The organism is Streptomyces montanus, from assembly GCF_005786655.1.
Taxonomy (GTDB): domain Bacteria; phylum Actinomycetota; class Actinomycetes; order Streptomycetales; family Streptomycetaceae; genus Streptomyces; species Streptomyces sporangiiformans.
On record NZ_VBZC01000004.1, the window covers coordinates 215088 to 227710 of the forward strand.

A 12623-nucleotide genomic window follows, 5' to 3' on the forward strand; every position below is an offset into this window, starting at 1 on the left:
CCAGACGCCGCGGCCTATCCGACCCTGATCCGCCGGACAGGCCCTAGCCCTCGACGGCCTGCCGGTCTGAGAAACGACTACGGGAACACGAGGAAAACGAAAGGCTCCGGCCCATGCCGACCGCGAACACCGACCAGTCCGTACGCGACGAACTGGTCCAACTGCGCCAGAGCATCGACAACATCGACGCGGCAGTGGTGCACATGCTCGCCGAGCGCTTCAAACGGACCCGGCAGGTGGGCCGTCTCAAAGCGGCCCACCGGCTGCCCCCGGCGGATCCGTCCAGGGAAGCGGTGCAGCTCGCGCGGCTGCGCGGCCTCGCGGAATCCGCCCAACTGGCCCCGGGTTTCGTGGAGAAGCTCCTCACCTTCGTCATCGCCGAGGTGATCAAGGAGCACGAGGCGCTCGCGCTGCGTCCTCAGGACGAGGAGAGCACGGCCGCCGGGCGAGTGCCGCGCCGTGGCCCGGCGGCCGCCGCCCTCACCGGAGCGCGAAGTTCTGGTTGAACACGTTCTGGGGGTCGTAGCGGTCCTTCAGCGTGCGCAGCCGGGACAGCGTGGGCTCGGGGAATGCCTCCGCGAGCACCTCGGGGGTCCTGCGGGTGTCGAAGCTGAGGTACATCCCGTTGAGGTGGGGCGCGAGCCGGGACCAGTGGCTGTCCAGGGCCTGTTCCATCGCCGGGACCGTCGCGGAGAGCAGCGAGAAGTTCTGTGAGCGGTGGGCGTAGGCGGTGGCCTCGGGGGCCGTGTCGTTGACCGCGCCGCCCACAGAACGGAACTGCTCCATCAGGATCTGCCCCGAGTTGACGGCGTCCTCGACCGCCCGGGCGGCGGCGGGGGTCAGATGGTCGAGCAGTCCGGACCGGGTCGCCCCGAGCCCCTGCCCGTGATGCGTGGCGCCGCTGACCGGCACGAGAGCCGGGTAGGGGGCGAGCACCGCCCGCTGCTGGAGAAGCGGGCCGATCCCGCCGAGCGGGTTGAGCGCCCGCCCGGCGGCGCGCTGCTCGTCACCCGCGTACACCGCGCTGACGTGAGCCAGGGGCGGGCCGCCCGCCTGCGCGGGCATGAGCGTGAGGAAGCTCGTCAGTTCCCTGGGAGCCTCTTCGAGTACGGCTCCCCAGCGTTCGAGGAGCCCCGCGGTGTCCCGGGCGTCGTAGACGAGGTTGGCGAAGACGACGTCACCGCTCTCGTACGCCTCCAGTTCGACCGCGGTGACGATGCCGAAGTTCCCTCCGGCGCCGCGGACCGCCCAGAACAGATCGGGGTGGTGCTCGGCGTCGGCTCGCACGAACTCGCCGTCGGCCAGCACGATCTCGACCGCCACCACATGGTCGATCGTCAGGCCGTGCCCGCGCGCGAACCAGCCCACTCCGCCGGCGGTCACCAGACCGCCGACGCCCACGTCCCCGGTGTCCCCGGAGCTGATGGCGAGCCCGTAGGGGGCGAGGGTCTGTGCCACGTCGCCCCACCGGGCGCCGGCTTCGGCCCGGACCCGGCGGGTCGCGGGGTCGAGGACTTCGACCCGGTCGAGCCCGGACAGGTCGATGACCACGCCCGCGTCGTTGGTGGACCGGCCGCTGATGCCGTGCCCGCCGCTGCGCACGGACAGCGGCACGTCGAGGGAGCGGGCGTACGCGAGTGCCGCGGCGACGTCCGCGGGATCGCCGGGGAAGATCACCAGGGCCGGGGCGCCCCGGTGCACATAGCCGTGGCGTACGCGCTCGTACGCCGGGTCCGAGGGCCGGACCGTCCGGCCGGTGAGGCGCTGCGGTAACGCGGCCGCGGTCACGGCCGCGGTCACGCCCGCGGCCGTGTCGATCGGCCGTCTCTCGTCGGCGACCTGTTCAGTCATGTCCGGGGGTTCCTTCCGGGTCCTGGGGATCGAGGATGCAGCGCAGTGTGCGGGTCAGATGCCGGACGAGCCGTTCGGGCGGCATGTGTGCGACCGGGCCGCTCCTGAGGACGTAGCGGCTGAAGGTGACACCGATGAGGTGGGAGGCCAGCAGGTCGATGCGCTCCTCCGCGTCGGGCCCGGTCAGGACGGTCCGGTAGGCGTCCGTGCTGCTGCGCCACATGGCGGCGTACAGGTCGGTCGCGGCCTGTTCGTCGGAGGCGGCGCTGCGGATCAGCGCGATGAACGGGTCGTTTCCGTCGGCCCGTTCCATACGTTCGACGAAGGCGTGGGCGATGCGGTCGGGGAGGGTGTCCGCCGAGCCGGGCATCAGCTCCCGCAGGTCCCGGGTGCCGGGGACCGCGGCGAGGAACAGCTGTTCCTTCGAGCCGAAGTGCCGCATGACCAGGCCATGGGTGACCCCGGCCCGGCCGGCGATCTCCCGGATGGTGGCCCGGGTGTAGCCGCGCTCCGCGAACGCGGCGCGGGCCGCCTCCAGGATGGCCTCGCGGTGCGCCTCGGGAGCGCGTCGGCGCTTCTTCGCGGGGAGCGCGGTGGCCTCCGGCGCGGGGGTGATGTCCTTACGCATGAGCTTAATGTACATGTGGTCATTAGCGGTGACGGGCTTTTCCCGGTACTAATGACCAACCGTTCATTACCATCGACCGAGAGAGCAGGTCAGCCATGAACAGCACGCAGGAGCCGCCCCCTCTGGAGGGCCGCACCGTCCTGGTCGCCGGAGCCAGCGGCGGCATCGGGGAAGGGATGACGCTCGGACTCCTCCAGCAGGGCGCCGTGGTGGTCGCGGCGGGCCGCGACGCCGCCCGACTGCGCCGCGTCAGTGACTACGCGGACGGCTGTGGCCCGGGCACCCTGCACACCCAGGTCATCGATGTCGCCGACAGCGACAGCGCGGCCGTACGCCGGGAACTCACCGAGCGATACGGCCTGTTCGACGGCGCGGTCATCAGCATCGGCAACTGGGGACCGCCCCGGCGCGCGGGCATTCTGGACACGACCGACGAGGTCTGGGACGAGATGATCGCCGACAATCTCACCAGCCACTTCCGCGCCCTGCGCGCCGTGACCCCGCTCATCGCACCGAACGGCGCCCTCGTCCATCTGTCCGGCTTCAGCGCGGAGATCCCCTACCCGGGCGCCGCACTGGTGGGCGCGACCAACGCCGCGAAGAAGTCCCTGCTGCGCTCGCTCACCGCGGAACTCGACGGGCAGGGGCCACGGACGTACGAACTGGTCATCGGGCCCATCCGCACCCGGCCGCGCGCGGCCCTCGGCGCGGACAGCCCGGCCTGGCTGACCGCCCTGGAACTCGGTCATCACGCGGGCCGGCTCGTCGCCGGACTCGGACCGTGGGCCGACGAGCCGCTGCAGTATCTGCTCGACCGGGCCTCGGGCGTGCACACCACCGTCCCGCTCTGATCCGGCCTTTCAGCAGATCGGCTCGGACGGCTGCCTGCCCCCTGTCTGTTGCCCGCGCGGTTGCCCGCGCTGCCGAAGCCGGCCCACATGAACGTCGTCCGAGCGCGCGGTGCGCCCGCGACCTGATGCGCCGGGACGCCCACCCGCACGGACGCACCAGCGCATCGGTGCCGGCGGGCGGGCCTTCAGGATGCCGGCCGCCCGATCACTGCGCGTCGCGCCCCGCGCGCCCGCGGCGGCGTAGCAGGAGCAGGCCGCCCGCGAGGGCGGTGATGCCGGTGGCGGCGGTCCAGGCGGGGAGGTCCGAGGAGCCGGTGGCGGCCAGGTCGCCGTTCCTGCCGCCCTGCGGGGTGGGGGAGGGGGACTGCTGGGCGGGCGCCGCGCCGGAGTCGGAGCCGGACGCGGTGTCCGCGTCGGAGCCGGATGCCGCAGAGGCCGCGGGAGAGGCCGCGTCCTCCGGCTTCGCGGACCGGTCGCGGGTGTAGGCCAGCGTGCCGAAGCCGAGTTGGTCGTAGCCGCCGCTGTTGGGGCCGTAGTCGCCGCCGCCACCCTCGGGAGCGGCCTTGGCCGCTATCCGGGTCAGGTACGACGCGGACAGGCCCTTCCGCTTGGTGTAGTGGTTGGCGATCATGGCCCAGATGGGCCGGACCATGTTCGGGTCCACGCCGGCCGCGTCACTCGCGGTCTCCGTGCCCGACCAGCCGTTGATCGCGCCCTTCTTGCGGGTGTTGGCCGTGTACGGCACGTCCCCGCCCAGGCTCCACTTCGCCACGTACTGGGCGCCCTTGAAGAAGCGGCTGTCGTCGTAGCCGTACAGGTCGATGCCCTGGTTCCAGGCCATCTCGCAGAACGTGCCCATCAGGCCGACGCCCAGCAGGGCGTGGCCCTGGTCGCGGCCGGCCTCCACCCACTCGGCGAGCCCGTCGGAGAGCACGACGGGGATGGCGTTCTTGATCGAGCCCATGCCGTCGCCGTGCTTGAAGTACGAGACCGCGGTGTCGACCTTGGCACGGTCGTCGCACAGGATGCCGACGGCGAGGACGCAGGCCATGGCCGTCAGGTCCCAGTTGGTCCAGTAGTTGGAGACGACGGCGCCGTTGTGGTTCTTGAGGAAGTCCTCGCTGAGCGGAGCGAAGACGTCTCGCATCATCTTCTGGAACCGGGCCAGGTCGAAGTCGTCGTGGTCGCGGACGAGTTCGGCCGCGTTGGCGAACTGGTAGCCGTAGAGGCCCGCCGCGAGGAACCGGTCGGCGGAGCCTTGGAGGCTGGTCAGCTTCGCCGACCAGGCGTTGCAGATGGCCACGGCGGTGTCCGCGTGCGCGCTGTCACCCGTGACATGCCAGCGCAGCGCGTTCTGATAGGCGGCGTGGATGTCGTTGTAGAGGGTGGCGTAGTTCTGGGGCGAGCCCGCACCCCGGTAGACCGTCGCCTGCGGATTGGCCGTCCAGTTGCTCTGGGAGTGCCGGTTGGCGGTCAGTCGGGCGAAGCCCGCCTTGTACGGGGCCGCGCCCGCCTTCACCTTGGCCGCCATGCGGTCCAGGTCGGCCTTGGTGTGCAGCAGTCCGGGGTGCGCGAAGGCCGAGCCCGCCGCTGATGCGGGGGCAGCGGTGACGGTGGCGCCGACGGCGGCCGCGCCCGCGGCCGTACCGGCGATCTTCATCATGCTCCGGCGGCTGATCTGTGCTCTCACGTGCTCGGTCCTCAGGTCTGGGGGGGCGTTCCGATGCGTACGAGTACGCACAGGAGACGCGACGGCCCACGGGCGATAACAGAAAAGTGAGCCGGAGCGCCGGTCACGGTCGGCGCCCGACCCGGTCGGGCGGGGATCCAGGGGCGGAGTGCCCGTCACCCGCCGGAAAACTGGCCGCAACCAAATACCGCACGTCCATTGACGCCCCTCACACCTCACCTCTACCTTTCGGTCGAAGTTACGCACAGTGTTCGTCATTTCGAACATGGTCGAACATGCTGCCGCCGGAAGGGACTTTCCGTGTTCCGCACACGCCATTGGTTCGCCCTGGGGGCAGCACTGCTGGCCCTGCTCGCGTCACTCGTGACCACGCAGCCCGCTGCCGCGGCCGACGGGCGGCCGTATACCAACCCGGTCAAGTCGCAGAAGGGCGCCGATCCCTGGCTGGAGTACTACAACGGCAACTACTACCTGATCACCACGACCTTCACCGGCGTGCTGACGATGCGTAAGTCGCCGACGCTGGCCGGGCTGTCCACGGCCGCCAGCGTCCAGGTCTGGAGCGACACGACCCCCACCCGGAACACCAACATCTGGGCGCCCGAGCTGCACTTCTTCGACGGCAAGTGGTACCTGTACTACTCCGCCGGGCAGTCCGGGGTCGCCTGCTGCGACTCCCAGCGCACCCACGTCCTGGAGAGCGCCGGCTCGGACCCCATGGGCCCGTACACCTACAAGAACCAGCTCAGCGGCTCCAACCTCAGCCCCGGCGGCTGGCTCATCGACGCCAGCGTGCTCAAGCACGACAACAAGCTGTATCTGCTGGGCAGCGGCTTCATCAACGGCAGCAAACAGAGCCTGGTCATCGCGCCGTTGAGCAACCCGTACACGCTGGCGAGCACGACCTTCAACATCATCTCCAGCCCCACCGCGAGCTGGGAGACCTCGGGCGGCGCGGTCAACGAAGGCCCCGAACCGCTGTACCACAACGGCAGGACGTTCCTCACCTTCTCCGCCAGCTCCTGTCAGACGCCTGACTACAAGCTGGGGCAGCTGGAGTTGACCGGAAGCGATCCGCTGCAGGCGTCGTCTTGGACGAAGAAGTCCACCCCCGTCTTCCAGCGCAACGACGCGGCAGGTGTCTACGGTCCTGGCCACAACGGGTTCTTCACCTCGCCGGACGGCACCGAGAACTGGATCGTCTACCACGCCAACAACAGCACGAACGGCGGCTGCGGCAACGGCCGCACCACCCGCGCCCAGAAGTTCACCTGGAACGCCGACGGTACGCCGAACTTCGGCACCCCGGTCGCGCTCGGCACCTCGCTGCCCGGCCCGGACGGTGAGACGGCGGCCACGCCCACGGCGTACACGCTGGTGAACCGCAACAGCGGCAAGTGCCTGGACGTGGAGGGCGGCAACACGGCCGACGGCACGAACATCTTCCAGTGGAGCTGCACAGGCGGCGCCAACCAGAAGTGGCGGATCGAGGACCAGGGCAGCGACACGAGCCGGCTGGTGAACGTGGCCACCGGCAAGGTCATGGACGTCTCGAACTGCTCCTCGGCCGACGGCACCGACATCCAGCAGTGGTCCTGGCTGAACAACAACTGCCAGAAGTACCGCCTGGTCTACACCGCCACCGGTGACTACGTGCGGATCGTCAACGAGTCCACCGGCAAGGTCGCCGACGTCGCCAACTGCGGCACCGCCAACGGCACCGACGTACGCCAGTGGACCTGGCTGAACAACAACTGCCAGCAGTGGCGCCTGCAGCCCACCACCTGATCCCACCCCCACCAGGAGAACCCGACACCATGAGACGTCTCATCAGCCGCGTGCTGACGGCGGTCCTCGCCGCGCTGGCACTGCTGACGACCGGCACCCCCGCCCACGCCGCCGCCCCCGCCTCGCCCGCCGTGACCTTCACCAACCCGATCGCCGCACAGCGCGCCGACCCGCACATCTACAAGCACACCGACGGCTACTACTACTTCACCGCCACGGTGCCCGCGTACGACAAGATCGTGATGCGCCGGGCCACCACCCTCCAGGGACTGTCGACCGCTCCCGAGACGACGATCTGGACCAAGCACGCCAGCGGTGAGATGGGTGCCCACATCTGGGCCCCGGAGGTCCACTTCATCAACGGCAAGTGGTACGTCTACTTCGCCGCCGGTGCCTCCAACGACATCTGGAAGATCCGTCCGTACGTCCTGGAGAGCAGCTCCGCCAACCCGCTGACCGGCACCTGGACCGAGAAGGGCCGCATCTCCCTGCCGCTGGACACCTTCTCGCTCGACGCGACGACGTTCGTCGTGGGCAGCACCCGCTACCTCAGCTGGGCGCAGAACGACCCTGCCGTCGGCGACGGCACCAACATCTACCTCGCCAAGATGTCCAGCCCGTGGACCATCAGCGGCGCTCCCGTCATGATCTCGCGGCCCACCAACGCCTGGGAGAAGGTCGGCCACACCGTCAACGAGGGCCCGGCCGTCATCCAGCGGGGCGGCAAGGTCTTCATGACCTTCTCGGCCTCCGCCACCGACGCCAACTACTGCCTCGGACTGCTGACGGCGAACGCCTCCGCCGACCTGATGAACCCGGCGTCCTGGACGAAGAACCCGAACCCGGTCTTCACGAGCAACGCCGCGACCGGTCAGTACGGCCCGGGCCACAACACCTTCACCACGTCCGAGGACGGCAAGTCGGACATCCTTGTCTACCACGACCGCAACTACAAGGACATCAGCGGCGACCCGCTCAACGACCCCAACCGCCGTACCCGGTACCAGAAGCTGTACTGGAACGCCGACGGCACGCCCAACTTCGGCATCCCGGTCGCCGACGGCGTGACCCCGGTCCGCTTCTCCTCGTACAACTTCCCCGACCGCTACATCCGCCACTGGGAGTACCGGGCGAAGCTCGAGGCGAACGTCACCAACCTCGCGGACTCCCAGTTCCGCGTCGTCACCGGCCTGGCCGGCAGCGGCACCGTCTCCCTCGAATCGGCGAACTTCCCCGGCTACTACCTGCGCCACAAGAACTTCGAGGTGTGGGTGGAGAAGAACGACGGCTCGACCGCCTTCAAGAACGACGCGTCGTTCAACCAGCGGGCGGGCCTGGCGGACTCCGCTTCCGGCGTCTCCTTCGAATCGCTCAACTACCCCGGCCGTTACATCCGGCACTACAACAACCTGCTCTACGTCCAGCCGGTCAGCACCACCCTGGACCGGCAGGACGCGACCTACTACGCGGAATGAGGCAACGGCGGAGCAGCCGCTGACCGAACGGGCCCGGGCCCCCGGCCGTCCATACGGCCGGGGGCCCGGAGCCGGTGCGGGGCGTCCGCCGCCGCACCCGGTGAGGGGGGCGAGTACGGTGCCGCCGCTGTCAGGCCAACAGCCCGGCCAGGCGGCGCCATTCGGGGCGCGTGAGGGCCGACGGGCCCTGGTCGGTGACCACTTGGAAGGCCACGTGGTCCGCGCCTGCGGTGTAAAAGGCGTCGATCCGTGCGCGGATCCGGTCGTCGTCGCCCCAGGCGTAGAGCGTGTCGATGAGTCGGTCGCTGCCGCCGTCCGCGAAGTCGTCCTCGGTGAAGCCGAACCGCAGGAAGCTGTTGGTGTAGTTCGGCAGGGAGAGATACATGGCGAGGCTGTCACGGGCGAGCGAGCGGGCGCGATCCGGGTCTGTCTCCAGGACGACCTTCAACTCCGGTGCGAGCAGCGGGCCTTCACCCAGGATCTCGCGGGCCTCCGCGGTGTGCTCGGGAGTCACGAGGTACGGGTGTGAGCCGGCGGCGCGATCGCGTGACAGCTTCAGCATCTTCGGGCCGAGAGCGGCCAGGACCCGGCGCTCGGCGGGCACCCCGGCGGTGCCCGGGGCGTCCAAGGCGTCCAGATAGTCGACCATGGACGAATAGGGGCGCCGGTACTGGTCCGTCAGCTTGGCGTGACTCACCCCGAGACCGAGCAGGAACCGGCCGGGATGGGCCGATTCCAGCTCGGCGAAACGCGCCGCGGTGTCGGCGGCCTCGTACTGCCAGATGCTCTGGATGCCGGTCGCCACGGTGAGCCGCGACGTCGCCTCGATGAGCGGCACGGCGTGCTGCACCCCTGTGCTGCCGCCCAACCAGACGGCACCGAAGCCGAGTTGTTCGAGCTCGGCGGCGGTCTCGGCGAGTTCGCCGCGCTGTGACGGATCCTCCGAACGCAGCCCGACACTCCAGATGCCGTACCGTCCGACCGCCTCCTTGGGTGACCTGTCGCGAACCCCGCTCGTGATGTCGTCCACCATCGACTCCGACTCCCTCCGAAGGCTGTGCACTGTCGTACGAACGTGTCGCAGCAGCCCCAACCGATGACTGCTTTCGGATATTCCGTGACCGCGAGCGTGGCGAGGCTCCGCCCCTGGTGTCCGAGGACGGAGCGGAGCCTCAACAGGAGCCGTTCTCAGGGGAGTTCGGTCATGCGGTCCGTGCCCGGAGGGGCTACCGGGCTCTGGGCGGTGAGATAGTCGGTCAGTGCCGCGATGTCGTCGCCGCCGCCGACGGGGTTGGTGCCCTTGGCGAAAGTGGTGAACCCGTCGCCGCCCGCCGCGAGGAAGGTGTTGGCGGCCACCCGGTAGGTGGCGTCGGGCTGCAGCGTCCCGCCGTTGAGCTTGATCGACTCGGGATCGATGCGGTCGCCGACGGGGGCGCTGCCGGAGTACGAGTACGTCAGCCCCCTCGAGACGCCGAGGATGAGGGTGGGCGCCCTGGTTCCGGAGTCGTTGAACTGCTCTTCCAGGATCTTCTCGATCTGCGCCCCCGTCAGGTCGACGGTCACCAGCGTCCCGGCGAAGGGCTGGACGGCGAAGGCCTCCGCGTACGTGATCTCGCCGGGTGCCTCGCCGCCCGTCGACGAGGCGTACACCAGGTCCGCCCGCACCCCACCGGGGTTCATCAGGGCGATCTGTGCCCCGCCCTTCTCCGGAGCCGCGGTCGCCGCCAGCTGGGCGTCGGCGACCAGGTTCGCCAGGTCGGATTCGGCGTCGCGCGTCTCGGAGCGGGTGATGTCGGCGGTGACCTCGCCGACGATCCGGTTGGCCAGGGGCGCCGACAGCTCCTTCCACTTGTCGATGACCGTCGTCTGTTCGGCGTCCTTGGCGCCGGTGCGGGTGACGAGGTGGTTCATCGCGGCGACCTGGTCACGTACGACGTCCCCGGTGCGGCGGTCGACGGGCAGCCGGGTCTCGGTGACCACCCGGCCGAAGGACGAGGCCGAGGTGACCATGCGCGGCTCGCCGTCCGGGTCGGGCAGCGAGCAGATGTACGGCTGGTGGGTGTGGCCGGTGACAACCGCGTCGATCGCGGGGTCCAGATGCTTGGCGATGTCGACGATCGGGCCCGAGATCCCGTCGCACTGGCCGTAGCTGCCGGCCTGGATGCCGCCCTCGTGCAGCAGGACCACGATCGCCTCGACGCCCTGCTCGCGCAGTTTGCCCGCGGCGGCGTTGGCGGTCTCCACCTCGTCCAGGAAGCGCACCGACTTGATTCCGGACTGGCCGGTGACCTCCGGGGTGCCTTCCAGGGTCATCCCGATGAAGCCGAGCTTGACCCCGTCCACCTTCTTGATCCAGGTGGGGGCCAGGAGGGGCTCACCGGTGGTGCGGTCGGTGACGTTGGCGGCGAGCCAGGGGAACTCGGCGCCGTCGTACGGCTCGTCCTTGATGTAGCAGCCGTCCTTCGGGTGGCAGCCGCCGTTCTGCATGCGCAGCAGTTCGTCGGTGCCCTCGTCGAACTCGTGGTTGCCGACGCTGGTGACGTCAAGGTGCAGTTTCTCCATGGACTCGACGGTCGGTTCGTCGTGGAAGAGACCGGAGAGGAAGGGGCTGGCGCCGATGATGTCGCCCGCCGCGACGGTCAGCGAGGCATCGGTGCCCTCCCGGAGCTGGCCCAGCCTGGCGGCGAGGTACTCCGCGCCGCCGACCGTGGTCGACTTCGGGTCCAGCTTGGACCCGAGGTTGGCGTCACGGCCGGTGGGCGGTTCCAGGTTGCCGTGGAAGTCGTTGAAGGACAGCAGCTGGACGTCGACGGTGGACGACGTCCTCGGCTCGGTCGGGAAGTCGTGGGTGTACGAGGTCCAGAGCTTGACGTCCTTGCTGTCCGTACGGCCGTTGCCGTCGAGGTCACCGGCGGAACCGGAGGTGGGAAGGGCCTTCAGGTCCCGGGCGTTCACGGCGCCGTCGCCGTTGACGTCCGGGGTGCGGGTGGCGAGGAGCCCGGGGCGTACGGACAGCAGGTGGAACTTGGTGACGCTGCCGTTGAAGCCGAAGTTGTCGTCGGCGACGAGGACGAGGGAGCGGGAGCCGTCGGGCAGTTTCGGACCCCAGGTGATGCCCTCGACGTTGTCGGCATCGGTGCCGGAGGTGGTGAAGTCGTACAGCAGCTTCTTCGGCATCGGCTTCTCGGAGCCGGAGATCTTCTCCTTGCCGTTGACGTCGGTGGCGCCGATGGTGCTCGTCCAGTAGAGGCGGATGGAGAAGCCGACGCCGGAGGCGAAGGACCGCTCGACGGTGAGGTAGTCGGTCTCGTTGATCGCGAGGATCTCCGAGACTCCCCGGTCGGCGGAGTAGGTGCCGACGGGGGCGGGCAGCGGTGCGGTGGGCGCGTCGGAGATCGGGTCGACCTCGTAGACGTGCTCGGCCTCGGCGGCACCGGTCTCGCGGTCCATCACCAGCAACCGGGACGGGCTCTTGGCCGTCAGCCCGGCCGCGGGACCGTCCTGGACGAGGGCGTTCTCGGTGATGGTGACGGCCTTGCTGCCGTCCGGGGCGAGGGTCAGGCCTTCAAGGGCCTGGTTGTTGCGGACGCCCGCGGTGAGCGCACCGGAAGCCGACCTGACCGGTGCGTACGCCTTGGGCAGCGGCAGTTCGCGTACGTATCCGCCGGAAGCGGTGGCCTCACGGACGAAGGCGGGTTGTCCGGACGAGGAGGCGCCCTCGCTCGTCCACAGCAGGCTGTTGCCGTCCGGCGTCCAGCGGACCGCCTCGGGGTCGACGGCCTTGGCGGCGAAGGGTTCGCCGGTGGTGTCGTCGAGCACGGTCAGGGCGTCGAGGTCCGGCTTGTCGTGGGCGAAGGCAGTGCCGTTCAGTGGCAGGCGGAGGGTGTAGAAGCGCGCCTTGCCGTTCTCCGAGCGGTCGTCGCTGAGGGCGACGTACTCGCCGGAATCCCGGTCGTAGTCGATCCCGGACAGCCCACCGAACGGCATGCCGAACTCGCTCGTTCCGGCGGGCACGGCAAGGGTGTCGAGGAGTCGGATGCCGTGCTGCTCGGCGGAGTCCGGGGCGGGCTCCGCCGCGAACCCGTTGGCGAGGGTGAGCCCGCCGAGGAGTCCGGCGGCGGTGAGGGAGCCCAGGAGCGCGCGTCTGCGGCGTGTTCGGTGTCTGTGTCGCATGGGCATGGTGTCCTTCCGGGAAGGGGCGGGTTGCGGGGGGCAGGGGCAGGGGCAGGGGCAGGGGGCGGCAGGCCAAGCCCTCGGCCGTTCATCGGGGCGTGACTGTGCCGGGTCATCGGGGCGTGACTGTGCCGGGCGTGGGGGAGTGGCCACGGGTTCCTGTAGTC

General features: G+C 69.8%; 9 protein-coding genes. 4 read left to right on the forward strand and 5 right to left on the reverse strand.

The features are described 5' to 3' along the window. Positions 1-113 precede the first annotated feature (113 nt). The gene (locus tag FE633_RS04950) at positions 114-506 is read left to right on the forward strand and encodes a chorismate mutase (protein WP_138043821.1); all 393 of its coding nucleotides are present in this window, start codon (positions 114-116) and stop codon (positions 504-506) included. On the opposite strand, the gene FE633_RS04955 is transcribed toward FE633_RS04950, so the two are convergent. Together FE633_RS04955 and FE633_RS04960 are read right to left on the reverse strand one after the other, a co-directional pair. Further along, positions 481-1851, reverse strand: a complete 1371-nt coding sequence (locus FE633_RS04955) for an FAD-binding oxidoreductase (RefSeq protein ID WP_138043822.1) — start codon at positions 1849-1851, stop codon at positions 481-483. The two genes, FE633_RS04950 and FE633_RS04955, sit on opposite strands and share 26 nt — an antisense overlap. Next, positions 1844-2479, reverse strand: coding sequence for a TetR/AcrR family transcriptional regulator (locus FE633_RS04960; protein ID WP_138043823.1), 636 nt, complete (start codon positions 2477-2479; stop codon positions 1844-1846). Before FE633_RS04960 ends, FE633_RS04955 begins: the two co-directional genes overlap by 8 nt. 95 nt (positions 2480-2574) lie before the next feature. On the opposite strand from FE633_RS04960, the gene FE633_RS04965 reads away from it, so the two are divergent. Continuing rightward, positions 2575-3330 (forward strand): SDR family NAD(P)-dependent oxidoreductase, encoded by a 756-nt coding sequence (locus FE633_RS04965; protein ID WP_138043824.1) that lies wholly within the window; start codon positions 2575-2577, stop codon positions 3328-3330. Between the two features lie 205 nt (positions 3331-3535). Here FE633_RS04965 and FE633_RS04970 read toward each other — a convergent pair whose 3' ends face one another. Continuing rightward, on the reverse strand, positions 3536-4993 hold the full coding sequence (locus FE633_RS04970) for an alginate lyase family protein (RefSeq protein ID WP_138043891.1): 1458 nt from the start codon (positions 4991-4993) through the stop codon (positions 3536-3538). Positions 4994-5320: 327 nt separating this feature from the next. Here FE633_RS04970 and FE633_RS04975 point away from each other — a divergent pair, with 327 nt between their 5' ends. Further along, positions 5321-6808: a family 43 glycosylhydrolase gene (locus FE633_RS04975; RefSeq protein ID WP_138043825.1), complete on the forward strand. Its 1488-nt coding sequence runs from the start codon at positions 5321-5323 to the stop codon at positions 6806-6808. A 29-nt stretch (positions 6809-6837) separates the two neighbouring features. Next, positions 6838-8283, forward strand: coding sequence for a family 43 glycosylhydrolase (locus FE633_RS04980; RefSeq protein ID WP_138043826.1), 1446 nt, complete (start codon positions 6838-6840; stop codon positions 8281-8283). A gap of 130 nt (positions 8284-8413) precedes the next feature. Here FE633_RS04980 and FE633_RS04985 read toward each other — a convergent pair whose 3' ends face one another. Beyond that, positions 8414-9316, reverse strand: coding sequence for an LLM class F420-dependent oxidoreductase (locus FE633_RS04985; protein WP_138043827.1), 903 nt, complete (start codon positions 9314-9316; stop codon positions 8414-8416). Between the two features lie 155 nt (positions 9317-9471). Next, the gene (locus FE633_RS04990; protein WP_171059803.1) at positions 9472-12456 is read right to left on the reverse strand and encodes an esterase-like activity of phytase family protein; all 2985 of its coding nucleotides are present in this window, start codon (positions 12454-12456) and stop codon (positions 9472-9474) included. Positions 12457-12623 lie beyond the last annotated feature (167 nt).

Bases quoted from the DNA above. Each gene is read 5' to 3' on its own strand.
- FE633_RS04950 (WP_138043821.1), top strand. From the start codon at position 114: ATGCCGACCGCGAACACCGACCAGTCCGTACGCGACGAACTGGTCCAA.
- FE633_RS04955 (WP_138043822.1), bottom strand. From the start codon at position 1,851: ATGACTGAACAGGTCGCCGACGAGAGACGGCCGATCGACACGGCCGCG.
- FE633_RS04960 (WP_138043823.1), bottom strand. From the start codon at position 2,479: ATGCGTAAGGACATCACCCCCGCGCCGGAGGCCACCGCGCTCCCCGCG.
- FE633_RS04965 (WP_138043824.1), top strand. From the start codon at position 2,575: ATGAACAGCACGCAGGAGCCGCCCCCTCTGGAGGGCCGCACCGTCCTG.
- FE633_RS04970 (WP_138043891.1), bottom strand. From the start codon at position 4,993: ATGATGAAGATCGCCGGTACGGCCGCGGGCGCGGCCGCCGTCGGCGCC.
- FE633_RS04980 (WP_138043826.1), top strand. From the start codon at position 6,838: ATGAGACGTCTCATCAGCCGCGTGCTGACGGCGGTCCTCGCCGCGCTG.
- FE633_RS04985 (WP_138043827.1), bottom strand. From the start codon at position 9,316: ATGGTGGACGACATCACGAGCGGGGTTCGCGACAGGTCACCCAAGGAG.
- FE633_RS04990 (WP_171059803.1), bottom strand. From the start codon at position 12,456: ATGCGACACAGACACCGAACACGCCGCAGACGCGCGCTCCTGGGCTCC.